The sequence below is a fragment of the Agromyces atrinae genome, assembly GCF_013407835.1.
GTDB lineage: Bacteria > Actinomycetota > Actinomycetes > Actinomycetales > Microbacteriaceae > Agromyces > Agromyces atrinae.
Genome location: NZ_JACCBI010000001.1, coordinates 450,676 through 477,487 on the forward strand (window position 1 = coordinate 450,676; position 26,812 = coordinate 477,487).

Annotated in this window: 27 protein-coding genes; 13 read left to right on the plus strand and 14 right to left on the minus strand. The window is 69.2% G+C overall.

Translation table 11 applies throughout. The annotated features are described in order from the left end of the window. Positions 1-18: 18 nt before the first annotated feature. Genes BJ972_RS02195 through idi form a run of 8 tightly spaced genes read right to left on the minus strand, consistent with a single transcriptional unit; the run spans position 19 to position 5,958 of the window. A complete protein-coding gene (locus BJ972_RS02195) occupies positions 19-399 on the minus strand; it encodes an RNA-binding S4 domain-containing protein (protein ID WP_129175006.1) in 381 nt (126 codons plus the stop codon). After that, positions 396-1,271, minus strand: coding sequence for a prenyltransferase (locus BJ972_RS02200; RefSeq protein WP_129175008.1), 876 nt, complete (start codon positions 1,269-1,271; stop codon positions 396-398). The genes BJ972_RS02195 and BJ972_RS02200 overlap by 4 nt, the downstream gene beginning before the upstream one ends. Continuing rightward, positions 1,264-1,575, minus strand: coding sequence for a lycopene cyclase domain-containing protein (locus BJ972_RS02205; protein ID WP_129175010.1), 312 nt, complete (start codon positions 1,573-1,575; stop codon positions 1,264-1,266). The genes BJ972_RS02200 and BJ972_RS02205 overlap by 8 nt, the downstream gene beginning before the upstream one ends. Beyond that, complete coding sequence (locus tag BJ972_RS02210; RefSeq protein WP_218850980.1) at positions 1,572-1,910, minus strand: lycopene cyclase domain-containing protein; 339 nt, start codon at positions 1,908-1,910, stop codon at positions 1,572-1,574. The genes BJ972_RS02205 and BJ972_RS02210 overlap by 4 nt, the downstream gene beginning before the upstream one ends. Next, positions 1,907-3,481 carry a phytoene desaturase family protein gene (crtI, locus tag BJ972_RS02215; protein WP_129175012.1) on the minus strand — a complete coding sequence of 525 codons (1,575 nt, stop codon included), beginning with the start codon at positions 3,479-3,481 and terminating at the stop codon, positions 1,907-1,909. Before crtI ends, BJ972_RS02210 begins: the two co-directional genes overlap by 4 nt. Next, a complete protein-coding gene (locus BJ972_RS02220) occupies positions 3,478-4,359 on the minus strand; it encodes a phytoene/squalene synthase family protein (RefSeq protein ID WP_129175014.1) in 882 nt (293 codons plus the stop codon). Before BJ972_RS02220 ends, crtI begins: the two co-directional genes overlap by 4 nt. Further along, entirely contained in the window at positions 4,356-5,417 is a 1,062-nt protein-coding gene (locus BJ972_RS02225; RefSeq protein WP_129175016.1) for a polyprenyl synthetase family protein, read from the minus strand. Before BJ972_RS02225 ends, BJ972_RS02220 begins: the two co-directional genes overlap by 4 nt. Beyond that, on the minus strand, positions 5,410-5,958 hold the full coding sequence (gene idi / locus BJ972_RS02230; RefSeq protein WP_241830811.1) for an isopentenyl-diphosphate Delta-isomerase: 549 nt from the start codon (positions 5,956-5,958) through the stop codon (positions 5,410-5,412). The genes BJ972_RS02225 and idi overlap by 8 nt, the downstream gene beginning before the upstream one ends. Positions 5,959-6,027: 69 nt before the next feature. On the opposite strand from idi, the gene BJ972_RS02235 reads away from it, so the two are divergent. Further along, positions 6,028-6,555, plus strand: coding sequence for a MarR family winged helix-turn-helix transcriptional regulator (locus tag BJ972_RS02235; protein WP_129175018.1), 528 nt, complete (start codon positions 6,028-6,030; stop codon positions 6,553-6,555). 22 nt (positions 6,556-6,577) lie between these two features. Then, positions 6,578-7,033 (plus strand): NUDIX domain-containing protein, encoded by a 456-nt coding sequence (locus BJ972_RS02240; protein ID WP_129175020.1) that lies wholly within the window; start codon positions 6,578-6,580, stop codon positions 7,031-7,033. Here the strand turns inward: BJ972_RS02240 and BJ972_RS02245 are convergent. Then, complete coding sequence (locus BJ972_RS02245) at positions 7,023-7,847, minus strand: DUF1295 domain-containing protein (protein WP_129175022.1); 825 nt, start codon at positions 7,845-7,847, stop codon at positions 7,023-7,025. The two genes, BJ972_RS02240 and BJ972_RS02245, sit on opposite strands and share 11 nt — an antisense overlap. 32 nt (positions 7,848-7,879) lie before the next feature. Between BJ972_RS02245 and BJ972_RS02250 the strand changes: the two genes are divergently transcribed. From BJ972_RS02250 to BJ972_RS02265, 4 genes are all read left to right on the plus strand, one after another. After that, complete coding sequence (locus tag BJ972_RS02250; RefSeq protein ID WP_129175023.1) at positions 7,880-8,491, plus strand: CDP-alcohol phosphatidyltransferase family protein; 612 nt, start codon at positions 7,880-7,882, stop codon at positions 8,489-8,491. A 112-nt stretch (positions 8,492-8,603) separates the two neighbouring features. Next, a complete protein-coding gene (locus BJ972_RS02255; protein ID WP_241830820.1) occupies positions 8,604-9,017 on the plus strand; it encodes an FHA domain-containing protein in 414 nt (137 codons plus the stop codon). Beyond that, positions 9,014-9,706 carry a transcriptional regulator FtsR gene (gene ftsR / locus BJ972_RS02260; RefSeq protein ID WP_373366833.1) on the plus strand — a complete coding sequence of 231 codons (693 nt, stop codon included), beginning with the start codon at positions 9,014-9,016 and terminating at the stop codon, positions 9,704-9,706. Before BJ972_RS02255 ends, ftsR begins: the two co-directional genes overlap by 4 nt. A gap of 129 nt (positions 9,707-9,835) precedes the next feature. After that, positions 9,836-10,387 carry a MerR family transcriptional regulator gene (locus BJ972_RS02265; RefSeq protein ID WP_129175025.1) on the plus strand — a complete coding sequence of 184 codons (552 nt, stop codon included), beginning with the start codon at positions 9,836-9,838 and terminating at the stop codon, positions 10,385-10,387. 88 nt (positions 10,388-10,475) lie between these two features. Here BJ972_RS02265 and BJ972_RS02270 read toward each other — a convergent pair whose 3' ends face one another. Then, entirely contained in the window at positions 10,476-11,285 is an 810-nt protein-coding gene (locus tag BJ972_RS02270; protein WP_129175026.1) for a ParA family protein, read from the minus strand. Positions 11,286-11,360: 75 nt separating this feature from the next. On the opposite strand from BJ972_RS02270, the gene BJ972_RS02275 reads away from it, so the two are divergent. The 3 genes from BJ972_RS02275 to def are packed head-to-tail and all read left to right on the plus strand — an operon-like array spanning position 11,361 to position 16,687. Then, a complete protein-coding gene (locus tag BJ972_RS02275) occupies positions 11,361-14,765 on the plus strand; it encodes a pyruvate carboxylase (RefSeq protein WP_129175027.1) in 3,405 nt (1,134 codons plus the stop codon). Positions 14,766-14,809: 44 nt separating this feature from the next. Continuing rightward, complete coding sequence (locus BJ972_RS02280; RefSeq protein WP_129175029.1) at positions 14,810-16,165, plus strand: MinD/ParA family ATP-binding protein; 1,356 nt, start codon at positions 14,810-14,812, stop codon at positions 16,163-16,165. Positions 16,166-16,195: 30 nt separating this feature from the next. Next, complete coding sequence (gene def / locus BJ972_RS02285; RefSeq protein ID WP_129175031.1) at positions 16,196-16,687, plus strand: peptide deformylase; 492 nt, start codon at positions 16,196-16,198, stop codon at positions 16,685-16,687. A gap of 66 nt (positions 16,688-16,753) precedes the next feature. On the opposite strand, the gene BJ972_RS02290 is transcribed toward def, so the two are convergent. After that, on the minus strand, positions 16,754-18,586 hold the full coding sequence (locus BJ972_RS02290; RefSeq protein ID WP_129175033.1) for an AMP-dependent synthetase/ligase: 1,833 nt from the start codon (positions 18,584-18,586) through the stop codon (positions 16,754-16,756). Between the two features lie 150 nt (positions 18,587-18,736). On the opposite strand from BJ972_RS02290, the gene BJ972_RS02295 reads away from it, so the two are divergent. From BJ972_RS02295 to BJ972_RS02305, 3 genes are all read left to right on the plus strand, one after another. Next, positions 18,737-19,687, plus strand: coding sequence for an ROK family glucokinase (locus tag BJ972_RS02295; protein WP_129175035.1), 951 nt, complete (start codon positions 18,737-18,739; stop codon positions 19,685-19,687). Between the two features lie 60 nt (positions 19,688-19,747). Next, a complete protein-coding gene (locus tag BJ972_RS02300) occupies positions 19,748-20,437 on the plus strand; it encodes a lysophospholipid acyltransferase family protein (RefSeq protein ID WP_129175037.1) in 690 nt (229 codons plus the stop codon). A gap of 109 nt (positions 20,438-20,546) precedes the next feature. Next, entirely contained in the window at positions 20,547-21,875 is a 1,329-nt protein-coding gene (locus tag BJ972_RS02305; protein ID WP_129175353.1) for a class II 3-deoxy-7-phosphoheptulonate synthase, read from the plus strand. A gap of 92 nt (positions 21,876-21,967) precedes the next feature. On the opposite strand, the gene pknB is transcribed toward BJ972_RS02305, so the two are convergent. Both pknB and BJ972_RS02315 read right to left on the minus strand, forming a co-directional pair. Beyond that, the gene (gene pknB / locus BJ972_RS02310; RefSeq protein WP_129175039.1) at positions 21,968-23,866 is read right to left on the minus strand and encodes a Stk1 family PASTA domain-containing Ser/Thr kinase; all 1,899 of its coding nucleotides are present in this window, start codon (positions 23,864-23,866) and stop codon (positions 21,968-21,970) included. A gap of 76 nt (positions 23,867-23,942) precedes the next feature. Beyond that, positions 23,943-25,088 carry a LysM peptidoglycan-binding domain-containing protein gene (locus tag BJ972_RS02315; RefSeq protein ID WP_129175041.1) on the minus strand — a complete coding sequence of 382 codons (1,146 nt, stop codon included), beginning with the start codon at positions 25,086-25,088 and terminating at the stop codon, positions 23,943-23,945. 222 nt (positions 25,089-25,310) lie between these two features. On the opposite strand from BJ972_RS02315, the gene BJ972_RS17070 reads away from it, so the two are divergent. Beyond that, entirely contained in the window at positions 25,311-25,649 is a 339-nt protein-coding gene (locus BJ972_RS17070; protein ID WP_129175043.1) for an Rv2175c family DNA-binding protein, read from the plus strand. Between the two features lie 11 nt (positions 25,650-25,660). Here the strand turns inward: BJ972_RS17070 and BJ972_RS02325 are convergent, their stop codons facing one another. Beyond that, positions 25,661-26,773, minus strand: a complete 1,113-nt coding sequence (locus BJ972_RS02325) for a polyprenyl synthetase family protein (protein ID WP_129175045.1) — start codon at positions 26,771-26,773, stop codon at positions 25,661-25,663. Between the last annotated feature and the right edge of the window lie 39 nt (positions 26,774-26,812).

Below are 26,812 nucleotides of genomic sequence, written 5' to 3' on the forward strand. Positions count from 1 at the left end.
GTCGCGAGTGCGCGCCGGTCATTCGAGGTCGCGGCCCCGGAGCTTCTCGATGTCGCGGCGCTCACGCTTCGTCGGGCGCCCCGCACCGCGGTCGCGGACAGGCACGGCGGCCACCTCGGTGCGCGGCGGGGGAGGCGGAGTGAGGTCACGCAGGGCGCTCGCCGCGATCGTCGCGCCCACGCGCTTGACGATGAGCTTCTCGACGATCGCGATGCGGTCGAACCCGCTGATGCGCACGCGCACCTCGTCGCCGACCTTCAGGTTCTGTGCGGCCTTGGCACGGTCGCCGTTCACCCGCACGTGGCCGGCGCGGCACGCCGCCGTCGCGGCCGACCGCGTCTTATAGAACCGGGTCGCCCAGAGCCACGCATCGACCCGTGCGCTCGCCGCCTCGCTCATCGCGCGAGCACCCACACGATGAGGAGGAGGGTGACGAGGAATCCCGAGATGTAGTTGAGCGCGAGGAAGTGCCGCCAGGCCCGGTTGGAGAGCCCCGACTCGGCATCGGAGACCGAGCGGTACGGCCAGACGACGACGATGTAGGGGAGGGCGAGGATCGCGCCGAGCGGGCCGGGCCACTCGGTCGCGAGCATGCCGAGACCCGCGAGCGCCCACAGCACGATCGCGATGCGCACCGTGGCGCGAGCGCCGAACACGGTCGCGATCGAGGCGATGTCGGCCTCGCGATCGGGGATGACGTCCTGCACGGCGCCGAACGCGTGGCTCGCGAGACCCCAGAAGAAGAACGCGACGACGATCGCGACGAGAGGGAGCGTGAACTCCGCGCCCGCGACGGTGAGCCCGTAGAGCGCGGGCGTCACGAAGTGGGTGCTCGAGGTGATCGAGTCGAGCACCGGGCGCTCCTTGAAGCGGAGCGGCGGCATCGAGTACGCGACGACGGCGAAGAGGCTCACGGCGAGTACGACCCAGGATGCCGGGTGCCCCGTGCCACCGAGCACGAGCATCGCGACGACGAGGGGGGTTGCGGTGACGATTCCGGCGATGACGGTGATGCGGTGGTACCGCGGAGCGAGGAGCGCGCCCTCAGCCCCGCCCTTCCGCGGGTTCCGGAGGTCGGACTCGTAGTCGAAGACGTCGTTGATGCCGTACATGAGGAGGTTGTACGGGATGAGGAAGAAGAGCGTGCCGACGACGAGCAGCGCATCGATGCGGCCCGTCGTGAGGATGTAGGCGGCGGCGAACGGGTACGCGGTGTTGATCCAGCTGAGCGGCCGGGACGCGATCAGTACATGGCGGAAGGTGTCAGTCACGGGTCGGCCTCTCGAGCAGCGTCCACAGGGCGGGCAGGAGCAGCACTCCGGCGAGGGGGTAGAGGAAGTCCTCGATCGGGGCGAGGCCGACGCTGAGACCGCTGCGGTGCGCGCTCGAGTACTCGAAGAGACCGGCCGCGATCATGATGTTGTCGAAGACGGCGGTGAGGACGACGAGCACGGCGAAGGCGACCCCCGCGGCGGCGAGCCGACGGCCGCGCGCCTGCGGGCGACGGAGGAGGGCGATGAGGAGCACGACGAGGGCGACGGCGAGGAACGGCAGGCTCACGAGGGCATACGTCATGCGGCATCCGCCTTCGCGACGCGCCGATCGAGGATGACGCGTACGCCGTTAGCGAGGATGAGCGTCAGATAGCAGAGGAAGGTCAGGAACACGATCTCTTCGAGCGGAAGCTCGGGCGCGACGAGGACTCCCGTCATGAACGACGTCTCACCCCGGTAGAACACGCCCGTCGCGATGCCCGTGAGATCCCACGCCACGAAGAATGCGACTCCGACCGCGATGACGATCGCCGCGCGTGCCGGTGAGGCGCGGAAGACGAGGCGATAGCGGTAGTCGATGAGGCCCATCGAGGCGATGGAGACGAGGAGGCACCCCAGATAGACGAAGCCGATCATGCCTCCGACCGTACCGGCTCGGGCAGCGGACTCGTGCTGCGGTCGCCCCGGATGCCCTTCGCGAGGATCTCGGCGCTGATGAGACACATCGGCAGCCCGATGCCGGGGATCGTCGTGCCGCCGGCGTAGTGGAGGCCCTCGATGACCTTCGACGAATTGCGACCGCGGAAGAACGCGCTCTGGCGGAGCGTGTGCGCCGGACCGAGTGCTCCGCCTCGCCACGAGTTGAGGTCGGACTCGAAGTCGGCCGGGCCCACGGTACGCCGGGTGACGATCCGGTCGGCGAGATCGGGGTCGCCCGCGACATCCGCGAGCCGGGCGATGGCGCGATCGACGATGCTCTCGACCTCCGTCGAACCCGCGCCGTCGATGCCGCCCGAACCGATGCCGGTGTCGGCGGGCACGGGGATGAGGAGGAAGAGGTTCGTGTCGCCTGCGGGCGCGACCGAGTCGTCGGTCGCGCTCGGCATGCAGGCGTAGAACGAGGTCGGCTCCGGAACCGTGGGGTCGTCGCCGAAGAGCTTCTCGAAGTCGCCGCGCCAGTCGGCGGTGAAGAAGAGCGAGTGGTGGAGGAGCCCCGCGACCTCGCCGCGGACTCCGAGCATCGCGAGCACGGCTCCCGGCCCCGGGTCGCGCTTCTGCCACCACGATTCGGGGTAGGTCTGCCGGTCCGCCGGCACGAGCTCGGTCTCGGTGTGGTGCAGGTCGGCGGCCGACACCACGCGGGTCGCGTCGATGCGGTGGGCGACTCCGTCCTGCACGTAGTCGACGCCGGCGGCACGCGTGCGCCGACTCGTGCGTTCGGTGCGGATGCGCGTGACGCGCGCCCCGGTCTCGATGCGAACGCCCTGGGCGCGCGCGATGCGCTCGATGGCCGCGATGATCGTCGTGAACCCGCCGCGCGGGTAGAGCACCCCCTGCTCGAGGTCGAGGTGGCTCATGAGGTGGTAGAGCGCCGGCGCCTTGTACGGCGACGTGCCGAGGAAGACCGCCGGGTAGCCGAGCACCTGGCGGAGGCGCCGGTCGCTCACGTAGTCGCCCGCGAACGCGTCGAGCGAGTTCGTCAGGAGTCGGGTGAGCTTCGGCAGCCGGGGGAGCAGGGAGGCGTCGAGGAATGCCGACGGCGCCGAGAAGTCGGAATAGAGGAAGCGCTCGAGCGCGAGCGAGTACGCCTCCTCCGACGAGTCGAGGTAACGCTCGAGGGCCGCACCCGCTCCCGCCTCCTGCGCCTCGAAGAGCGCGACGTTCGACTCGCGGTCGGCGCGGATGTCGAGGGCGTCGTCGTAGCCGTCGGAGTAGACCCGGTAGCCGGGGTCGAGCTCGACGAGGTCGAGCTCCTCGGCGGCGCTCGAACCGAACAGTCGGAAGAAGTGATCGAAGACCTCGGGCATGAGGTACCACGACGGCCCCGTGTCGAATCGGAATCCCTCGGACTCCCACGAGCCCGCGCGGCCTCCGACGACGTCGGAGGCTTCGAGCACGACGACGTCGGCTCCATCGCGCGCGAGCAGGGCGGCGCTCGCGAGACCCGCGATCCCCGCTCCGATGATGACGATACGGTCGCGGGTCACGGGCGTCCTCCCAGTGCCGAACGGGCGGCGATGATGAGTTTCTCGGAATCGGGCACGCGCACGCGGCGCGTCAGGAGTTCGGCGGCCGGGGTCTTCCGGAGCTTGGTCGACAGCCGACGGAAGAGGCCGTGGGCCGCGGTGACCGCGGGTCGCGCCGAGCGCGGCAGCAGGGGAAGCGAGTCGGCGGCGATGCGGAGGTCGGCGTCGATGTCGTCGAGGATCGCGTGCTTCTCGACATCCGTCATGCGGGTCGGATCGAGCCACGGGAAGTAGTTGCGGCCGAGCGTGCGGTAGTCGACGGCCGCGTCGCGGAGGAAGTTGACCTTCTGGAACGCGGCGCCGAGGTGGATGGCGCCCTCATCGAGTGCGGCACGTCGAGCAGGCTCGATCGTCTCGCCCGCGAAGAACGCCCGCAAGCACATGAGTCCGACCACTTCTGCGGACCCGTGGATGTACGGGCCGATCTCCTCGGCCGTGAACGGACTGTCGTCGAGGTCACGGCGCATCGAGGCGAAGAACGGGCGGGTGAGGCTCGGTTCGATCCCGCACTCGCGCGCGGTCACGGCGAAGGCGTGCACGACGATGTTCGCGCTGTAGCCGCGACGCATCGCCGTCTCGGTCTCCCGCTCGAGCTCGTCTAGGATGTCGAGCAGCTCGTCGGCCGCGAGGCCCGCCTCGGCCGCCGCCCCGTCGACGATCTCGTCGGCGATCCGCACGAGGGCGTAGATGTCTCGGATGCGCCGCCGGATGCCCGGTTCGAGCATGCGTGCTGCGGCGCCGAACGACGTCGAGTAGCGGCGAATGACGGTGCCCGAGGCATCGGAGGCGGTGCTGGTGTAGAGCCCGAGCGTCGTGTTCGTGCGGCGACGGTCGCTCATCGGGTCCTCTCGACGGCGCTGCGCGCGAAATCGGTGAGTGCGGAGACGAGGTCTCGGGGGAGGTCGGAGGACTCGATCTCGAAGACCGCGAGGGTCACGTGCTCGCGCGCGAGTTCGACCGTCGCGCTGAGCGCACCGCTCTCGCGCAGAGCCGCCCGGATCTCGTCGGCGCCGGCCTCGTCGAGGCTCGCCGAACCGAGGAGCGGTTCGATCCGCGCCCAGGCGTCGGTCGTCGCGGCGAAAGCCATGAGCGCCGTGCGCTTGCCCTCGCGGAGGTCGGCGATCGTGCTCTTGCCGAGCTCGTTCTCCTCGCCGAAGACGCCGAGGATGTCGTCGGCGAGCTGGAACGCGACGCCGGCGAGGCGCCCGAACCGGCCGAGCGCCTCGATCTGGCGGGTGTCGGCTCCCGCGAGCACGGCGCCCGCCTGCAGGGGCGCCTCGACGGAGTAGACCGCGGTCTTCTGCTCGAGCGTCGACAGCACGCGGTCGATGACCGGCCGGTCGCCGAGGATCGCGTAGGCGACGTCGGCGAGCTCGCCGGCGGCCGACACGAACACCGACCGATCGAGGATGTCGAGGAGGGGGAGCCGGATGTCGGCACCGACGTCGAGCCGCGCGATCGTGCGGTGCGAGAGGCTGAGCGCGAGGTCGCCGGCGAGCACGGCGGCCGCCTCACCCCAGGCGTCGGAACCGGCCTCGTCGACGCCGAGGCGTCGACCGCGATCGGCGAAGGCGCCGGCGATGTTCGGCTGACCGCGGCGCCGGGTGTCGTGGTCGATGACGTCGTCGTGGATGACGAAGGCGGTGTGCAGCAGCTCGAAGGCGACGGCCACCTGGTCGACGGCTCCGGTGTTGCGGCCGCCGAGTGCGAAGTAGGCGAGCCTGACGAGCGTCGGCCGGATGCGCTTGCCTCCGGAGCTCGCCTGCTCGAGCGTCTCCCAGAGCGCCGTGTAGTGCTCGCCGTAGGCGGTCGCGCGCACGCGCTCGACGGCGAAGAGGGCACGCAACTGGGCGTCGATCTCGTCAATGTGGGCGGTGCGGTCGATGGTGTCAGTCACGGTAGAGCTCCATCTCGCGGACCTGCAGCGCGAGCCACGGGCTGAAGGCGAAGGGAGTGTCGTGCACGGCCCGGGCGAGCGCCGCGGGTTGCACCCATGCCCACTCGGCGACCTCGCTCGGGTTGGGTTCGAGGTCGGCGGTCGTCGTCGCGATGTAGACGGGGCACACCTCGTTCTCGACGGTGCCGCTCGCATCGGTCGCCCGGTAGCGGAAGAGGGGGAGGCCGAGCTCGAGGGAGTCGAGGCCGATGCCGAGCTCGAACTCGGCACGGCGGCGGACCGCGGCGACGACGGGTTCGGCGGGCTTCGGATGACCGCAGAACGAGTTCGTCCACACGCCCGGCCAGGTGGCCTTCGCGAGCGCTCGACGCGTCACGAGGACTTCGCCGATCGGGTTGAGGACGTGGCACGAGAAGGCGAGGTGGAGGGCGGTGTCGGGCCCGTGCGCCGCGCTCTTCGGAGCGGTGCCGATCGGGTTGCCCTCGGCGTCGAGGAGTACGACGTGATCGTCGGTCGTCCGGTCCATCTGCTCGATCGTCATCGACGACTCCCTCCGAACTGTTGCCGATAATGCTAACCCGGTTAGCGATTCTCACGCTACCATCGAGGTGTGAGTAACGGCGACGACGTTCGTTCCCTCCCTCGACGTTATTGGTACGGGGAGGGTTCTGGCGAGCCCGACGACATCTATCTCGTGCTGCAGGCCGTGCGGCGTTACCGCGACTCGGAGGACGGCATGCGCCGTCGCACGCGCGAGTCGATGGACATGAACGAGACCGACCTCTTCGCGCTCCGTGCCATCGTGAGTGCCGAACGCACGGGCAACCCGCTCTCGAGCGCCGAGCTCGCACGCCATCTTGAGATCAGTTCGGCCGCGACGACGAAGGTCGTCGCCCGACTCGTCGCCGCCGGGCACATCGCCCAGACCGAGCACCCGACCGACCGGCGTGCGCGGCTCCTGACGACCCTGCCGTTCGCGCACGAGCGCATGCGTTCGACCCTCGGCGGCATGCACGGCATGATGCGGGGCCTCGCCGAGGAGTTCGACCTCGACGAGCGTCGCACGATCGCCCGCTTCCTCGACGGAATGCGCGACATCCTCGACCAGCTACCCGAGACTCCGGACGACGACCGCTGATCGGCGCGCGATACTAGGAGTCATGAGCGGTACGACGGGTGATGCCTGGGTCGAAGGACCGAGCGGTGATCGCCACTGGGGGCGCTTCGGAGCGGCGGGCCTCCTCGTCGTGCACGAGCGTCTCGGTGTGCTCCTCCAGCACCGTGCGGAGTGGAGCCACTTCGGCGGTACCTGGGGAATCCCCGGCGGCGCGCGGCACGAGGGGGAGTCGGCGGTCGACGGCGCCCTGCGCGAGGCGGGCGAGGAGGCCGGCGTTCCCCGCGACGGCGTCGAGGTCCGATTCGAGCGCGTCTTCGATCTCGGCTACTGGTCGTACACGACCGTCGTCGTCGATGTCGTGCGCGACTTCGAGCCGGGTGTGACCGATCCCGAGAGCATCGAGATCCGTTGGGTGGCCCTCGATGACGTCGCCGCCCTGCCGCTCCACCCCGGCTTCGCCGCTAGCTGGCCGGAGCTCGTCGACGCCCTCAGTTCGTGACCCGCACGGCGGCTGCCCTCGGCGGCAGCGGCACGATCGCCGACGTCGTTTTCTGGTACTCGGCGTACTCGGGGTAGCGCTCGCGGGAGATCTTCTCGGTCATCCAGGTCGAGCCGATGAAGAGCGCGGTCAGGAGCACGGCGCCGGCGACCGTCGGGTGCAGCCACGCTCCCGTGGCCGTCACGGCGAACAGGTAGAACGCCCACCACTGCGCCTGCTCGAAGAAGAAGTTCGGGTGCCGTGAGTAGCGGAACAACCCCGTCGTCAGGAAGCGCGGCTCGCTCGCTCCGCCGGTTGCGGCGCGCGCGGCCTTCGCCTGGTGGAAGCGCCACTGCTGCTCGTCGGCGATCGTCTCGCCCACGAGGAGAGCGAGGAAGAGCAGCGCCACGAGCACGTCGGCGAGGCCGAGCGGCGACGGCGCAGCCTCCACGACGGTGAGTGCCGGGAGACAGATCAGGAGGATGAGGGCGTTCTGATACGCCGCGATGAAGAAGACGTTGAAGAGCGGGAACGCCCAGCGCGGCATCCGATCCCTCAGATATCCCCAGCGGTAGTCCTCCCCGCCGGGGGCGTAGCCGCCCTTCCGCGCGAAGTTGAACGTGAGCCGCGCCCCCCAGAGGGTGACGAGCACGGCCATGAGCACGAGCCGTGCATCGGCGAGCCCGGTCGACGCCGCGAAGATCCAGACGTAGGCGACGGGTGCGATCGACCAGATGCGGTCGACCCACGAGTGCTCGTGCGTGAGGACGGACAGGAGCCAGCACGCCGCTGCGATGCAGCCGCAGACGATGAGGCAGATCACGAGGGGACCCATGCCCGCATGTTAGCGGTCGATAGACTTCCCGTGTGGCAGGGGGCGAGCGGGATCCGGGTTCACGCGTGTGGACGGTGCCGAACGTGCTCAGCATGCTGCGCATCGCCCTCGTGCCGGTGTTCCTCGCGTTCATCGTCGCGGGCGAGTATCTCGGCGCGCTCATCGTGCTCGTGACCGCGAGCCTGACCGACCTCGCCGACGGATACCTCGCCCGCCGTCTGAACCAGGTGACGCGCCTCGGCCAGCTGCTCGATCCCGCGGCCGACCGCCTCTACATCTTCGCGACGCTCATCGGGCTCGCGTGGCGCGAGTTCGTGCCGTGGTGGATCGTCGTCGTCATCGTGGGCCGTGACGTGCTCCTCGCCGTGCTCGGCGTCGTGCTCGCGAACCACGGATACGGGCCGCTCCCCGTCCACACCCTCGGCAAGGTCGCGACGTTCGCGCTCTTCTTCGGCCTCCCCGTGATCATGCTCGGAGCGGCGTTCCCCGAGCTCTCCGCCGTGAGCCTCCCGCTCGGCTGGGCGCTCACCCTGTGGGGCGCCTTCCTGTACTGGTGGGCCGGTGCGATCTACGCGCTCGAAACCTTCCGTGTGATCCGCTCCGATCGGCACTCGGTCGGCCTTCGATCCGATACGCTGGATTGATAGGAGGTCCACCGTGGGCGACAACGAGAACAGCGAAGCCGTCGGCGGCGCCGACGAGTCCGATCTGACGGGCGCGCACTCCGTGCTGTCATCAGGCGGTCCCGATACGACGCTGGGCTTCAGCCGTGAGGCTGCTGCGCAGCTCGCGGCCATCGATGCCGGAATCTCTGCCGAGGAGCAGGAGGCCATCGCGGCCCTGCCGACCGGTTCGGCGCTCCTGATCGCCCGCCGCGGTCCGGGTGCGGGTTCGCGCTTCCTCCTCGACACCGACGTCACGACCGTGGGTCGTCACCCGAACGCCGACATCTTCCTCGACGACGTGACGGTCTCGCGCAAGCACGCCGAGTTCCACCGTCACGGCACCGCGTTCGAGGTCCGCGACCTCACGTCGCTGAACGGCACCTACTTCGACGGGGTCCGTATCGACACCGCCCTCCTGAGCGACGGCGCCGAGGTCCAGGTCGGCAAGTTCCGACTCACCTTCTACGCCTCGCGGCACGACCTGGCAGTGCAGGCGAGCGAATAGTGGCGGGTGCCGCTGCCGAATCCCGCGGCCACGCGCCCCTTCTGAGCATCGGACAGGTGCTCGCCCGGTTGAGCCCGGATTACCCCGAGCTCACGCCGTCGAAACTGCGCTTCCTCGAGGAGCAGGGCCTCATCACGCCGGCGCGCACCGAATCGGGCTACCGCAAGTTCTGCGAGGCCGACCTCGAACGGCTACGACTCATCCTGTCGCTCCAGCGTGACCACTACCTTCCGCTCAAGGTCATCCGTGCCTACGTCACCGACCTCGACGCGGGTCGCAACCCCGCCTTCCCGGGCCAGGTGCAGGGTGCGAGCATGCTCGGCGTCGGCCGACGGATGCCGCGCGAGGAGCTCCTCCGCGAGGCCGGAGCGTCGGCGAGCCTCCTCGACGAGGCCGTCGCCGCGTCGCTCATCGTGCCCGCCGATGCGTACAACGACGATGCACTCGCGGTACTGCAGGCGCTCGTCGGGCTTCGTCGTGCAGGGATCGAACCGCGTCACCTGCGCGGACTCCGGGCGGCGGCCGATCGTGAATCGGCTCTCATCTCCGCGGCGCTCGCACCCGCACTGCGCAGGCGTGAGGCGTCGAGCAAGGCGAGCGCGACCGAGCGCGGTCTCGAGATCGCCGGTCAGCTCGAGACGGTCCGATCGAGCCTCATCCGGGGCGCGATCGGTCGACTCGCACGATGAGCATCGCGACACGCCGAGACGTTCGGCCCGATGTGATTGATCGGCCCTCGTGGCCTCGATAGCGTGGACCTTGCGCCGCACGGCGTCGATTCCACCGACACGGTGGCGCAACTACAGAAGGGCGGCCGCATGAGTGAGCTCAGCCAGAGTGACGGGGCGTACGACCTCGGACTGCTGTTCACCGACGGCATGCCCGAAATGGACGACGCGTCGGGCTACCGCGGCGCCGTCGCCGCTCGTGCCGCGGGCATCAGCTACCGCCAGCTCGACTACTGGGCACGCACCGAGCTCGTCGAGCCCACCGTGCGCGGCGCATCGGGTTCGGGCACGCAGCGCCTGTACGGCTTCCGCGACATCCTCGTCCTCAAGCTCGTGAAGAGACTGCTCGATACCGGCATCTCGCTCCAGCAGATCCGCATCGCGGTCAACCAGCTGCGCGAGGCAGGGATCAGCGACCTCGCCCAGACGACCCTCATGAGCGACGGTGCGAGCGTCTACCTCTGCACCTCGAACGACGAGGTCATCGACCTCGTCAGCCGCGGCCAGGGCGTCTTCGGCATCGCCGTCGGCAAGGTCTTGCGCGAGGTCGAGACGAGTCTCGTCGAGCTCGACACGCAGACCGTCGACCCGCTCGACGAACTCGCCGCCCGTCGCACGACGAAGACCAAGAAGATCTCCTAGCCTCACGGGCTCACGCGCTCGCTCCGGTCCTGCTCGGCAGGCCGGAGCGTTCCTCGTTTCGGAGGTTCTGCTCGGCGGGAAGCCGTCCTCAGCCCTGCTGGGCGTACTCGCCGATGCGGGCGGTGCGCAGCACGCGGTCGAGCAGCTGGTCGAAGTGACGTGCCATCTCTTCCGCGCTCTCGCCGGGCCACATGTGCAGCGGCTTGGCGGCGCCCTGCGCCTGCTGGAGCGACGTGCGCTCCGGAAGTTGGGGGGAGAGCACGAGGGGCCCGAACATGTCGCGCAGTTCCTTGATGCGGAACTGGTGCTCGAGGGACTGCACGCGTGCTCGGTTCACGATGATGCCGAGGGGCTGCAGGCGCGGCGAGAGTCCGCGGCGGATCTCCTCGATCGCGCGGAGGGCACGGTCGGCTGCCGCGACGGAGAACAGGCCGGGCTCGGTGACGACGGCGACGCGATCGCTCGCGGCCCACGCCGTGCGCGTGAGCGCGTTGAGCGAGGGGGCGCAGTCGATGAGGACGAGCTCGTAGTCGGCCTCGACATTGGCGAGGGCCTCTTCGAGCTTCCAGATGTCGCGGATCGACGGGTGCGGTCCATCGAAGTTGATGGCCGACGGGCTGCCGATCATGACGTCGATGGTGGAGCCCGGGGTCGTCAAGGCCCAGCCGCTCGGCGCGATGGCCGATCGGACGATCTTCTCCTTCGGAGACGCGAGGACGTCGGCGACATTCAAATGACCGGCGACGGAGATATCCATTCCGGTCGAGACATCCGATTGCGGGTCGAGATCGACGACGAGTGTACGGATGCCCCGGGAGAACGCCGCTGACGCCAGTCCGAGGGTGACGGTGGTCTTACCGACCCCGCCCTTGAGGGAGCTGACGCTGAGTACGTGCACGAAGAGACACGTTACCTTCACTAGTCTGGGAGAACCTAAACGTTCGCTGTGCGCCGTGCTACTCGGAAGGACGCCATGTTCACGAAGATCCTCGTTGCCAATCGCGGTGAAATCGCTATTCGCGCATTTCGTGCCGCCTATGAGCTGGGAGCGAAGACCGTCGCCGTCTTCCCCTATGAGGATCGGAACTCGCTCCACCGGCTGAAAGCCGATGAGGCCTACGAGATCGGCGAGCCCGGTCACCCGGTGCGCGCGTACCTCGACGTCTCGGAGATCATCCGCGTCGCCAAGGAGAGCGGCGCCGACGCGATCTACCCGGGTTACGGCTTCCTCTCCGAAAACCCCGAGCTCGCTCAGGCCGCGCGCGACGCGGGCATCGTCTTCATCGGTCCGCCGAAGGAAGTCCTCGAGATGGCCGGCAACAAGGTCACCGCGAAGGAGCACGCGATCGCCGCCGGCGTCCCCGTGCTCGGATCGACGCCGCCGTCGCGCGACATCGACCTGCTCATCAGCCAGGCCGACGAGATCGGGTTCCCGATCTTCGCCAAGGCCGTCGCCGGTGGCGGCGGGCGCGGCATGCGCCGCGTCAACACGAAGGACGAGCTGCGCCCCGCGCTCGAAGAGGCGATGCGCGAGGCCGACAGCGCCTTCGGCGACGCGACGATGTTCCTCGAGCAGGCCGTCCTCCGCCCTCGCCACATCGAAGTTCAGATCCTCGCCGACGCCGAGGGCGGAACGGTGCACCTCTTCGAGCGCGACTGCTCCGTGCAGCGCCGCCACCAGAAGGTCATCGAGATCGCGCCCGCCCCGAACCTCTCCGACGAGGTGCGTCAGCGGCTCTACAGCGACGCCGTCGCGTTCGCGAAGTCGATCAACTACGTCAATGCGGGAACCGTCGAGTTCCTCCTCGACACCGCGGGGGAGCGTGCCGGCGAGCACGTCTTCATCGAGATGAACCCGCGCATCCAGGTCGAGCACACCGTCACCGAAGAAGTGACCGACGTCGACCTCGTCGTCTCGCAGATGCGCATCGCGGCGGGCGAGAGCCTCGCCGACCTCGGTCTCGAGCAGGAGAACATCCGTCTGCGCGGCGCAGCCCTCCAGTGCCGCATCACGACGGAGGACCCGATGGCGGGCTTCCGGCCCGACACCGGCAAGATCACGACCTACCGCTCGCCCGGTGGTGCGGGTGTCCGTCTCGACGGCGGAACCATCAACCCGGGTGCGCAGATCAGCCCCCACTTCGACTCGATGCTCGCGAAGCTCACGTGCCGCGGCCGTGACTACGCGACCGCCGTGCAGCGCGCCAAGCGCGCCCTCGCCGAGTTCCGCATCCGCGGTGTCGCGACGAACGTCTCGTTCCTGCAGGCCGTGCTCGACGACCCGGCGTTCGAGGCGGGCGACCTCTCGACGTCGTTCATCGACGAGCGTCCCGGTCTCCTGAAGGGCCGCGAGTCGAAGGACCGCGGAACCAAGATCCTCAACTGGCTCGCCGACGTGACGGTCAACCAGCCGAACGGCAAGGCCCCGACGACGGTGCGCCCCGGCGACAAGCTGCCGAACATCGACGTGTCGACCCCGGCGCCCGACGGCTCGCGTCAGCGTCTGCTCGAACTCGGCCCCGTGGGCTTCGCCGCCGCTCTTCGCGCGCAGACCCCCCTCGCGGTGACCGACACGACGTTCCGCGACGCTCACCAGTCGCTGCTCGCCACCCGTGTGCGCACACGCGACCTCGTCGCGGTCGCCCCCTACGTCGCACGGATGACGCCCGAGCTGCTCTCGGTCGAGGCCTGGGGCGGTGCGACGTACGACGTCGCCCTCCGCTTCCTCGGCGAAGACCCGTGGGAGCGCCTCGCGGCCCTCCGCGAGGCCCTGCCGAACATCAACATCCAGATGCTCCTGCGCGGCCGCAACACGGTCGGCTACACGCCGTACCCGACGCAGGTGACCGATGCGTTCGTGCGCGAGGCCCAAGAGACCGGCATCGACATCTTCCGCATCTTCGACGCGCTCAACGACGTGTCGCAGATGCGCCCCGCGATCGACTCCGTGCTCGACACGGGCGCCGCGATCGCCGAGGTCGCCCTCTGCTACACGGGTGACCTGCTCGACCCCGCCGAAGACCTGTACACGCTCGACTACTACCTGCGCCTCGCGGAGCAGATCGTCGAGTCGGGTGCGCACATCCTCGCGATCAAGGACATGGCGGGTCTTCTCCGGCCCGCGGCCGCCGAGAAGCTCGTCGGCGCCCTGCGTGAGCGCTTCGACGTGCCCGTGCACGTCCACACCCACGACACCGCTGGCGGTCAGCTCGCGACGCTCCTCGCGGCGAGCCGTGCCGGTGCGGATGCCGTGGATGTGGCCAGCGCACCGATGGCGGGCACGACGAGCCAGCCCTCGGCATCGTCGCTCGTCGCGGCCCTCGCCCACACCGAGCGCGACACCGGTATCTCCCTCGCGGCGATCAGCGACCTTGAGCCCTACTGGGAGGCCGTGCGCCGCACCTACAAGCCGTTCGAGTCGGGACTGCCGGGGCCGACAGGCCGCGTCTACAACCACGAGATCCCGGGCGGACAACTGTCGAACCTGCGCCAGCAGGCGATCGCCCTCGGCCTCGCCGACGACTTCGAGCGCATCGAAGACCTCTACGCGGCCGCCGATCGCATCCTCGGGCGCGTCCCGAAGGTCACTCCCTCGTCGAAGGTCGTGGGCGACCTCGCCCTCCACCTCGCCGCCGTCAAGGCCGACCCGGCCGACTTCGCCGAGAACCCGCAGAACTACGACATCCCCGATTCGGTCGTCGGCTTCATGGCCGGCGAGCTCGGCGATCTGCCGGGCGGGTGGCCCGAGCCCTTCCGCACGAAGGTGCTCGCGGGCCGCGACGTCCGCGTCGGTGTCGCCGAGCTGAGCCCGGAGGACGTCGCCGCTCTCGAGTCCGACAGCGAGACCCGACGCTCGACGCTCAACCGTCTGCTCTTCCCGGCGCCCACGCGTCAGTTCGAGCAGATCCGTGAGCTCTTCGGCGACCTGTCGATGGTCGAGACGAGCGACTACCTCTACGGCCTCACGCAGGCGTCGGAGCACGTCGTCGAGATCGAGAAGGGCGTGAAGCTCTACGTCGGTCTCGAGGCGATCGGTGAAGCCGACGAGAAGGGCATGCGCACCGTCATGTCGATCCTCAACGGTCAGCTCCGTCCGGTGTTCGTGCGCGATCGGGGCATCACCGTCGAGTCGAAGGCCGCAGAGAAGGCGGACGCCTCGCAGCCCGGCCAGGTCGCCGCTCCGTTCTCGGGCGTCGTGACGCTCCAGGTCGAGGTCGGTGCCGAGGTCGCCGCAGGACAGGCCGTCGCGTCGATCGAAGCGATGAAGATGGAAGCCGCGATCACCTCGCCCGTCGCGGGTGTCGTCGAGCGGCTCGCCGTGCCCCCGACCCAGCAGGTCGAGGCCGGAGACCTGCTCGTCGTGGTGCGTCCGCGCTAGAATTCACGCGGATCCCTGCCGGGTCCCGCACCGAAGGGGTCACCGTGGCTGAGCGACAGAGCGACAAAGACGACGGCGCACTCGCGACCGCGGGTGCCGATGAGTACGTCGGAGAGCTTCCGACGCGAACCGGGGCGCATCTCGCCCAGGATCTGCCGGAGAGCCTGACGATCCAGGTCGACCTGCCGCCGGCCGAGCGCGAGGTGCCGGCCGACGAGGTCGCCGTGGCGATCGACGACGTCGCGATCAACCCCGTCGCCATCGACGGCGCGACGTCGTCGACGCAGTCGATCGAGCTCGCGACGCCGGTCGTCGCACGCAGCACGTACCGGCAGTCGGCCGCCGACTCGTCGCCGTACGGCGCGCTCCTCGCCGCCGACCGCGAGCCGCGGCGGGCGGGGTCCCGCGTCACCTCGGTCGACGTCGACGTCCCCGCGGGAAGCCTCACGCCCGCGGGTGCCGAGGGGAGCGACGCCCTCACGGCCGAGCGCCTCATCGAGCAGTCGCGCACGACGCGGCCCGCGCCGACGGGCGGCTGGAACCGGTTCGTCTATTCGGCGACGCTCAAGACCGTGAACCTCGGCGATTCGCCGAAGACCCTCGCGAAGCGCGAGCTCGATGCACGCATCCGTCGGCGGTTCGAGGGCGGAGCCCGCTTCGTCCCCGTCCTGACCCGCAAGGGCGGCGTCGGCAAGACGACCATCACGACTCTGCTCGGCATGGCGCTGGCCGACGCGCGCGACGACCGTATCGTCGCCGTCGATGCGAATCCCGACCGGGGGACCCTCGCCGAGCGCGTCGATCGTCAGACCCGGGCGACCGTGCGCGACGTCGTGGCCAAAGCAGGGTCGATCGGCGGCTTCACCGACTTCTCGGCGTACGTCTCTCGCGATGAGACCCGACTCGACATCCTCGCGTCGGACCCCGACCCGCACCTGTCGGAGGCCTTCGACGCCGATGACTACAACGTCGTCGCCTCGCTCGCCGCGCGTTACTACTCGATCGTCCTCACCGACTGCGGCACGGGAATCGTGCACTCGGTCATGCGAGCGACCCTCGAGCGCGCCGACTCGGTCGTCATCGTCTCGGGCGGAAGCGTCGACGAGGCGCGTCTCGCGTCGGAGACCCTGACGTGGCTCGAGGCCAACGGCTTCGAACACCTCGTCTCGAACGCGATCGTCGCGATCAACCTCGCCACCCAGGGAACGCACCTCGTCAAGGTCGATGAGATCGAGGCGCACTTCCAGTCGCGCGTGCGCGAGATCGTGCGCATTCCCTACGACCCTCAACTCGCGGCCGGATCGGTCGTGCACTGGGATCGCCTGCGGCCGGTCACGCGGCACTCGGCGCGAGAGCTCGCGGCTCTCGTTATCGAGGGCATCCCCGTCGAACAAGCCTGACCCCCGCGCGGAAGGACCCGTCACACCAGCATGCCCGAACGCCCGATCCGTCTCTTCGGAGACCCCGTTCTGAAGTCAGCCACCGAGCACATCGACGTCATCGACGACCGCGTCCGCGGCCTCGTCGCCGACCTCCTCGACAGCGTGCGTCTTCCCGGTCGGGCCGGTGTCGCGGCCACGCAGATCGGCGTGGGGCTCCGCGCGTTCAGCTACAACGTCGACGGCGTCGTGGGCTACATCCTGAACCCCGAGATCGTCGAGGTCTCGGGCGAGAAGGAGCTCGTCGACGAAGGCTGCCTGTCGGTGCCGGGTCTCTGGCACCCGACGCCGCGCTATCCCTTCGCGCGCGTGCGCGGAATCGACCTCGACGGCGAGGAGATCGAGCTCTCCGGCACGGGCCTCATGGCGCAGGCTCTGCAGCACGAGACCGATCACCTCGACGGCATCCTCTACCTCGACCGCCTCGAGAAGGGCGAGCGCCGAACGGCGATGCGCCTCGTCCGAGAGTCGGACTGGTTCTGACCTGGCCCCACGGCTGAACGACGAACGCCCCCGGAATCGATGATTCCGGGGGCGTTCGTCTGATGCTCAACCGGCGGTCGAGATGCCCTCGGTCGCCGGGGCGCCGCTGTACATGCCCTCGATCTCGCCCGAATAGTCGCGCAGGATGTTGTCGCGCTTGATGCTCATCTTCGGCGTGAGGTGGCCGCTCGCCTCGGTGAACTCGGTGTTCAGCACGACGAACTTGCGGATCGACTCCGCGCGTGAGACCGACTCGTTGGCGGCGTCGATCGCGCGCTGCACCTCGGCGAGCACCGCCGGGTTCTTGACGGCCGCGGCGAGGCTCATGCCGGCATCCTGGCCGTTGTTGCCGAGCCACGCGGGCAGCATCTCGGGGTCGAGGGTGACGAGGGCCGAGATGAACGGCTTCTGATCTCCGACGACGACGATCTGGCCGACGAGCGGGTTCGCACGGATCGGGTCTTCGAGCGCGGCCGGTGCGACGTTCTTGCCGCCGGCCGTGACGATGATCTCCTTCTTGCGTCCGGTGATGGTCAGGAAGCCGTCGGCGTCGAACGAGCCGAGGTCGCCCGTCTTGTACCACTCGCCGTCGAACGACGCCGCCGTGGCCTCGGGGTTCTTCCAGTACTCCTTGAAGACGTTGACGCCCTTGACCTCGATCTCGCCGTCGTCGGCGGTGCGCACCGAGACTCCGGGGAGGGCGGGGCCGACCGTGCCGATCTTCGACTTGTTCGCGAGGTTCACGGTCGCGGGAGCCGTCGTCTCGGTGAGGCCGTAGCCCTCGAGGATCGTGATACCGAGCGAGTGGTAGAAGTGGCCGAGTCGCGGGCCGAGGGGCGCGGAACCCGAGACGGCGTAGGTGACGTTGCCGCCCATCGCCGTCCGCAGCTTCGAGTAGACGAGCTTGTCGAAGAGCTTGAACTTGATCTTCAGACCGAACGGGACGGGCTTGCCCTCCTGCACCAGTCGCGAGTGTTCGACAGCCGCGTCGGCGGCCGCGCGGAAGATCTTGCCCTTGCCGCCCGCCTCGGCCTTCTGCTCGGAGACGTTGTAGACCTTCTCGAAGACGCGGGGGACCGCGAGGAGGAACGTCGGCTTGAAGCTGCCGAGCGAGGGGAGGAGGAGCTTCGTGTCGGGCTGGTGGCCGACACGCACACCGGCATGAACCGACAGCACCGAGATGAATCGGGCGAAGACGTGCGCCGTGGTGATGAAGAGCAGCGTCGAGGCGCCGCGCGGGTCGTGGACGACCTCCTTCAGGGCGACGGCGGAGTTCCGGGCGAGCTCCACGAAGTTCGAGTGCGTCAGCACGCAGCCCTTGGGCTTGCCGGTCGAGCCGGAGGTGTAGATGAGGGTCGCGATGTCGGAACCGACGGCGAGAGTGCGTCGACGCTCGATCTCGGCGTCATCCACTCCGACGCCGGCCGCGGCGAGCTTGTCGAGGTCGCCGAGCTCGATCTGCCAGACGTTGCCGATCTCCGGCAGCTCGGGGTGCACCTCGTCGAAGCGCGCGAAGTGGTCGGCGGTCTCGAGGATGACCGAGGTCGCGCCCGAGTCGGCGAGGTTCCACTTCACCTGCTGGGGCGAGCTCGTCTCGTAGACCGGCACGAGGACGGCGCCGGCGAACCACGTGGCGAAGTCGATGAGCGTCCACTCGTAGCGGGTCTTCGACATGAGGCCGATCTTGTCGCCGGGCTGGATGCCGGCGGCGACGAGTCCCTTCGCGAGCGCGATGACCTGGTCGTAGAACTGCTGGGTCGTGATCGGCGACCACCCGTCGCCGTCGGGAACGGAGAACAGTACGGAACTCGGTGTCTGAGCGACGCGATCGACGAGTAGGTCCGTCGCGTTCGCCTGGGGGTCGGCCTCAACGAGGGCGGGCGTATCGAACTGGGTCACGGTAGCTCCTTCGGTACCGGGAAGTCGGCTGCTATGACACCGTCGTCACGGAGGCCGACCTCGGCAGACTGTTTACTACACTCTAGTTCAGTGCCCGGGCGCGACCGCCCGAGAAAACCCCCTCTTCGAGTACCCCGGAAGGTTCTGCCTGTGCGCGCGATCGGTATCGATATCGGTGGAACGAAGATCGCTGGAGCGGTCGTCGACGAGTTCGGAGAGATCCTCCGCTCTGAGCGTCGACCGTCGCCCGCCGGTGACCCCGTCCTCATGGAGCAGACCATCGTCGAGATGATCAACTCCCTCGCCGAGGGTGAGGAGATCGCGGCGGCCGGTGTCGCCGCGGCCGGGTTCATCGATGCCGCGCAGTCGAGCGTCTACTACGCACCGAACATCAACTGGCGCAACGAGCCCCTCCGCGAGAAGCTCGAGAAGCGCGTCTCGGTGCCCGTCATCATCGAGAACGACGCCAACGCCGCGGGCTGGGCCGAGTTCCGGTTCGGCGCGGGGCGCCTCGTGAGCGACATGGTCATGCTCACCATCGGCACGGGCGTCGGGGGAGCGATCGTCGCCGACGACCGTCTCCTGCGCGGCGGATTCGGCGCGGGAGCCGAGCTCGGCCACCTGCGCATCGTGCCCGGAGGCCTCGCGTGCGGGTGCGGCCAGCACGGGTGCATCGAGCAGTACGGCTCGGGCCGGGCACTCCTCCGCCTCGCGAACGAGATCGCGGATGCCGGCGGCATCGGTCAGGCGCTCGCCTCGGCCCGTGAGGCTGCGGGAGCACTCGACGGCGGCATCGTCGGCTCGCTCATCGCGCAGCGCGATCCGGGCGCCGTCGCGGCCCTCCGCCAGCTCGGCCACTGGATCGGTCAGGCGGCGGCGAGCCTCTCGGCCGTGCTCGACCCCCAGCTCTTCGTCATCGGCGGCGGTGTGGCCGCCTCGGGCGACCTTCTCATCGAGCCGATCCGCGCGTCCTATCTCGATCACCTCCCCGCTCGCGGCTACCACCCCGAGCCCGACTTCGTCATCGCCGAGCTCGTGAACGACGCGGGAGTCGTCGGCGCCGCCGACCTCGCGCGTATCTACGTCGGCGACCACCGCTAGTCCGGCAGCGAGTAGTCTGTACCGGTTGTCGCTCGTGAAACGCGGAAAGGCGGTGGGCCCTTGTTCTACTGGATCATGAAGAACATCGTCGCCGGACCGATCCTGTTCGCGATCTTCCGCCCGTGGGTCAGGGGCCTCGAGAACATCCCGAAGTCGGGCGGCGCTATCCTCGCCTCGAATCACCTGTCGTTCATCGACTCGGTGTTCCTCCCGCTCGCCGTCAACAGGCGTGTGGTGTTCCTCGCGAAGAGCGAGTACTTCACGGGCACCGGCATCAAGGGCTGGGCGACCCGGTTGTTCTTCGAGGCCACGGGGCAGCTCCCGATCGACCGATCGGGCGGCAAGGCTTCCGAGGCGTCGCTCAACACGGGCCTGAAGGTGCTGCACGACGGACAGCTCCTCGGCATCTATCCGGAGGGCACGCGGAGCCCCGATGCGCGCATGTATCGCGGTCGCACCGGAGTCGCACGCATGGTCCTCGAGTCGGGCGTGCCCGTCATCCCCGTCGCCATGATCGACACCGAGAAGGTCATGCCGATCGGTTCGCGCATCCCCAAGATCCGTCGCATCGGCATCATCATCGGCGAGCCGATCGACTTCAGTCGCTTCGAGGGACTCGAGGGCGACCGCTTCGTGCTGCGCTCCGTCACGGACGAACTGGTCTACAACCTGCGCGCGCTGAGCGGCCAGGAATACGTCGACGTCTACGCCAGTTCGGTCAAGGAGAAGCGCGCGTCGCTTTCGCGCTAGGCTCGACAGTCGGCGCTCCCGCCTCCCGCGTACTCCACGCGGAATACATCGAGTAGGAAGAACTCCCGTGACTCAGTCGGTCGAACCGGTCGTGCAAGCAGATGCCTCTGTGATTGCCGGGCTCGACTATTGGCGCACGCTTCCGATCAAGCAGCAGCCATCCTGGCCCGACCCCGAGGCCGCCCAGGCGGCGTCCGCTGAGCTCGCCGGCCTCCCGCCGCTCGTGTTCGCGGGCGAGGTCGACATGCTGCGTGATCGACTCGCCGCCGCTGCACGCGGTGAGGCGTTCCTGCTCCAGGGCGGCGACTGCGCCGAGACCTTCGCCGGTGCCACGGCCGACCAGATCCGCAACCGCGTGAAGACCGTGCTGCAGATGGCCGTCGTGCTGACCTACGGCGCCTCGATGCCGGTCGTGAAGATGGGCCGTATGGCCGGTCAGTTCGCGAAGCCCCGCTCGAGCGACACCGAGACGCGCGGCGACGTCACGCTGCCCGCGTACCGCGGCGACATCGTGAACGGCTACGACTTCACGCCCGAGTCGCGTGCGGCCGACCCCGGTCGCCTCGTCCGCGGCTACCACACGGCCGCGTCGACCCTGAACCTCATCCGTGCGTTCACGCAGGGCGGTTTCGCCGACCTGCGTCAGGTGCACAGCTGGAACCAGGGCTTCGCCGCGAACCCCGCGAACCAGCGCTACGAGAAGCTCGCCCGCGAGATCGATCGTGCCGTGAAGTTCATGGATGCCTGCGGTGCCGACTTCGACGAGCTCCGACGTGTCGAGTTCTACACCGGCCACGAGGGCCTCCTCATGGACTACGAGCGTCCGATGACGCGCATCGACTCGCGTACGGGCACGCCGTACAACACGTCGTCGCACTTCGTGTGGATCGGCGAGCGTACGCGCGAGCTCGATGGCGCCCACGTCGACTTCCTGTCGCGCGTCCGCAACCCCATCGGCGTCAAGCTCGGCCCGACGACGACGCCCGAGGTCATGCTCGAGCTCATCGACAAGCTCGACCCCGAGCGTGAGCCCGGTCGTCTGACGTTCATCACGCGCATGGGCGCCGGGAAGATCCGTGACGCTCTGCCGCCGCTCCTCGAGGCCATCTCGAAGAGCGACGCGCAGCCGCTGTGGGTCACCGACCCGATGCACGGCAACGGCATCACGACGCCCAACGGCTACAAGACACGTCGTTTCGACGATGTCGTCGACGAGGTCAAGGGCTTCTTCGAGGCTCACCGCGATGCCGGAACCCACCCCGGCGGAATCCACGTCGAGCTCACGGGCGACGACGTCACCGAGTGCCTCGGCGGCTCGGAGCACATCGATGAGGCGACCCTCGCGACGCGCTACGAGAGCCTGTGCGATCCGCGTCTGAACCACATGCAGTCGCTCGAGCTCGCGTTCCTCGTGGCCGAGGAGCTCGCCGCACGCTGATCACCGTTCCACACTGAGCCGTCGGCTCCGGCTTCTGCCGGGCCGGCGGCTCCGTCGTTCACCCGGCGAGGTGCACCCGAGCAGAGCCCGGCTCAGAGCGTGATGGTGCCGACGACGGCGATCGTCGAGCCGCGCACGGCCTGACCGCCGCCCTCGGGGTTCGTCGACGTCACCGTCGCGAACGGGAGGAACGCGTCGGGCAGGTTGTACGTGACCTCGAAGCCGGCCTCGCGGAGGGCGTCGAGCGCCTCCGCCATGGGCGTGCCGGCCGTCGCGGGAATCTCGACGAGGTCCTGACCCTGCGACACGGTGACGATGATCGTCGCGCCGGGGCGGACGGGGCCCTCGGCCTCGGGGGAGATCGAGATGACGTGGTCGGCGGGGATGGAGCCGTCGTTCACAAACTGGCGCTCGCCCTCGACGGGGGTCAGCCCGAGTTCGGTGAGCGCCGCGAACGCGTCCTCGACCGAGTCGCCGACGAGGTCGGGCAAGGACCCGAGAGAGACGACGAGCGTGATGGGCGCCCTCTCGAAGTACGAGTCGCCGAGCCCGTTGCCCTCGGAGTCGAGGGCCGCGATGACCGAGCCCGCGGGGATCTCGTCGTCGAACTGAGTGATGGCGTCGGCGGCGACCGCGAACTCGGAGAGCGCCGAGCGCGCGTCGGCCTCGGGCGTACCCACGACGTCGGGGACGGGAAGGGAGCGCGGACCGAGCGACGAGTAGAGCGTGATCGTCGATCCGCGCGGTGCGGCGCCGTCGGGCGATGTCGCCGAAGCGAGGCCGACGGCGATCTCCCAGTCGTAGCGGGAGTCGCGGGTGACCTGGAATCCGGAGTCGAGGAGCGTCTGCTCGGCGGCATCCATCTCGGCCCCTCGAACGTCGGGGATGACGACCTGCGAGCCGGGCCCTGAACCGAAGTACCAGCCGGTGCCGCCCGCGAGGGCCGTGAGGAGGATGACGAGGGCGAACAGCCAGTAGCCCTTGCGCTTGCGACGCTCGGAGCGGCGGACGAGGAGCGCGGACGCGTCGTCCGGTTCTGCGGCCTCGGGCTCGGGGCCGAGCAGCGTCGTTCCGAGGAACTGCGTCTCGCCCGTCGAGCCCCGTTCGCCGAGCACGAGCGTCGCGCCCGTGGGGATCGGGTCGGGACGACGAACGCTCGACTCGATCGACCTCAGTCGATCGAGCAGTTCCCGGGCGTCGCGCGGACGCTGCTCGGGATCGCGTTCGGTCGACCAGCGCACGAGCTCATCGAAGGCGGCGGGGATCGCGGGGTTCTTGCTGCTCGGAGCGGGGACCTGGTCGTTGGCGTGCTGATACGCGATCTGCATGGGCGCCTCGCCCACGTAGGGCTGCTCGCCCGTCAGCATCTCGTACATCATGATGCCGACGGCGTAGATGTCGCTGCGGGCATCGGCGACGCCGCGCGTGACGAGCTCGGGGGAGAGATAGGCGATCGTGCCGAGGAGCGCCTGACCGGTCGCCGTGTTGGCGCTCGCGGCCCGAGCGAGACCGAAGTCGCCGAGCTTGATGCGGCCGTCGTCGGCGAGCAGCACGTTCTCGGGCTTGAGGTCGCGGTGCACGATGCCGGCCTTGTGGGCCGCGGCGAGGCCGGAGAGCACGGCGTCCATGATGTCGACCGTCTGCTCGGGGGTGAGCGACGTGTAGTCCTTCAGCAGGTCACGGAGCGTGATGCCGGGCAGGTACTCCATGACGAGGTACGCCGAGTCGGCGTCCTGGCCCTGGTCGAAGACGTTGACGACGTTCGGGTGCGCGAGGCGCGCGGCCGATCGCGCCTCCTGCACGAAGCGGTCCTTGAACGACGCATCGTCGGCCAGGTGGCCGTGCATGATCTTGATCGCGACGCGTCGCTCGAGGCGCAGATCGGTCGCGAGGTAGACCGTCGCCATGCCGCCGCGAGCGATTCGCGAGCGCACCTGGTAGCGGCCGTCGATGAGACGGCCGATCAGGGGATCGGCAGGCGGGGTGGTCACGGTTCGAGTGTACGAAGCCGGAGCGCACCCTCATGACCGAAACACCGTGCGACACGCCATCGGTATGAGTCTGTTGTCAACCGAGCACGCTGAGCCACGTGCGTGCGGGGCCCTCCCACTGCGCGTAGAGGTCGGGGTGGGCCGAGAGCTGCACGGCCTGCGCCGCGTCGGTCACGCTCATCGTCTCCCACCCGGGGATGTCGATGAGGCCGCGCGGCTCGCCTCCCGTCGGCGACGACGGGCCGCCGTAAAAGGCTCGCGCGGCGCGAGTCGGGTCGCGGACCTCGGCTTCGGTTCCCCAGCCCATGCTGGGGCGCTGCTGGAAGAGACCGAGCGAGTCGCGGTCGCCGTAGTCGACGTTCACGAGGCCCGACTCCTGCGCCGCGGCGGCGAGGGCGATGACGATCGCCTGGTCTCCGAGGGCGAGTTCGCGGCCGACGGCGATGATGACGCGCGCGTTGGCGGCCATCTCGTCGGTGAGGCCCGCGACATCGACCGGGGTCACGATCGCCGCGGGCACGGGGGCGCCCGGTAGGGAGATGACGTCGCCGGGGTGGATGACGCTCGACCAGTCGAGTCCGTTCGCATCGAGGACGGCCTGGATGCTCGTCCCGAGACGTTCCGCGATCCCCGAGATGGTGTCGCCCGCGACGACGGTGTGGGTCGTGGGAGCAGCAGCCGGCGGTGCGGGCGCGACGGCCGCTGCGGGCACCGGCGACGCCGAGTCGGGGAGCACGATCGACTGACCGGCGAAGATGAGGCTCTGCGGTCCGAGCCCGTTGGCGCTCAGCACGTCGGAGGTCGAGAGGCCGTACGACGCGGCGATGCCGCTGATCGTCTCGCCGTCGGCGACCGTGTGCCGACGGATCTCGGCGGGGGCGGGTCGCGCAGCGGCGGCGTCGACGAGCGCGAGCACCTGCCCGGGGAAGATGAGGGATGACCAGCTGAGACCGTTCCGTGCCAGCACGGACGCCGTCGGCAGGCCGAAGCGCTCCGCGACTCCGCTGATCGTGTCGCCGCTCTGCACGGTGTACTCGACGGGTGCCGCCTCGGTCGCGACGCGAGCGCCGGCGGTGCGCACCTCGGGGGTGATCGCCTTCGCCTTGGGCGGACGCTTCGACACGGTGGGGTTCGCCTCGGCCGGAGTGGCGACGCCGAACGTCACGGCGACGGCGCTGACGATGGCGACGGGCACGGAGACGAGCCGGCCGATGCCGGTCATGGGGCGCGCTCGTCGCCGGCGGGCTTCGCTGCGTGGGGACGAGTCGCTCGGTTCGTTCGTGTCATCGGCCGGATGTGGCGAAGACATCGGTACCACCCTTCATGTTCTGACTCGACGACGGCAACCGTCCCACAGACGGGGGGTCTAATCAACGACCGTCTCGCGTGTCCGCGAAGTCGAGTCGGTGCTGCGACGTCCGCTCCGACGTGGCAGTCTTGGAGCGTGACAGAGAACGCTGCCGCCGAATGGCTGACCGTCCCCGACCTCGTCGAGATCCTCGACCTCTCGCCGAGCCGCGTGCGTCGTCTCATCGACGACCACCACCTGCTCGCCGGACGCATCGATGGTGTGCTCAAGGTGCCCGCGGTGTTCCTCCGCGACGGTGAGCCGATCGCCGAACTCCAGGGCACGGTCACCGTGCTGAGCGACGCGGGATTCACCGACGAGGAAGCGCTCCGGTGGATGCTCGAGGTCGAAGAGAGCCTCGGCGCATCACCGATCGATGCGCTGCTCGCCGGCCGCAAGGCCGAAGTGCGTCGGATCGCCCAAGCCCTCGCCTGACCTACCGCCGCTCACGATGAGCGGCGCGTCACCGTCTTCGTCAGTGCGGTGAGTTCGTCGATCGCTGCGCGAGTGAGGGTTGATCCCTCGAGCGCGGCGAGTGCGAGTGAGACCTGTTCCTCGATGAGGGCCTCGACCGCATCGACGGCGCCGCACTCGGTGAGCGTGCGCTGGAGCATCCTGACCTGTTCGTCGCCGAGCGTCGGATCGCCGAGCAGCTCGTCGAGCACGTTCCGCGGGCCGGCCGCGAGACGTTCGCGGGCGAGCGCGACGAGCACGGTCCGCTTGCCCTCGCGGAGGTCGTCTCCGCTCGGCTTGCCGGTGACGGCGGAGTCGCCGAACACGCCGAGCATGTCGTCACGCAGCTGGTAGGCGATGCCGAGCGGGAGGCCGAAGTCGCGAAGGGCCGCGCGCTGGTCGAGGGTCGCCCCACCGATCGCCGCTCCGATGAGGAGCGGTGCCTGGATGCTGTACTTGGCCGACTTGTAGACGATGACGCGCTCGGCGCGCGATCGCATCTCGCTCTCCTGCTGACGCACCCACGCCTGCTCCTCGAGGATGTCGAGGTACTGGCCGGCCGTCACCTCCGTGCGCATGTGCATGAACTCCGCACGCGTCGCGCGAGCACGGTCGCGCCCGAGCGGCTCGAGCCCGACGTCGAGGAGCTCGTCGCTCCATCCGAGCAGGAGATCGCCGAGGAGGATCGCGGATGACCGTCCGAACGCGTCGGCATCGCCCGCCCACCCGGACTCGAGGTGCGTCGACTCGAACAGGCGATGAGCGGCGGGGGAGCCGCGCCGCGTGTCGGAGTTATCGATGATGTCGTCGTGGACGAGGGCCGCGGCGTGGAAGATCTCGAGTGCCGCGGCCGCGGAGACCACCGAGTCGAGGTCGGTGTCCCCGACGTCCGCGAACGGATCGAAGCCCTCCCGCCCGGCGACGGACTGCCATCCCCAGTAGCAGAAGAGGGCTCTGAACCTCTTGCCTCCGCTGAGAAATCGCCGCGAGAAGTCGGTCAGCGGGGCGAGGTCCGGTCCAATCGAGAGGATGATGGAGGAACGGTCGGAGATGAACTCGTCGATGCGTGCGTCGACGAGATCGACAAGTCGGAAGCGATCGGCCACCCGCCTAGCCTACCGACGGCGACCGGGACTAGAATCGTC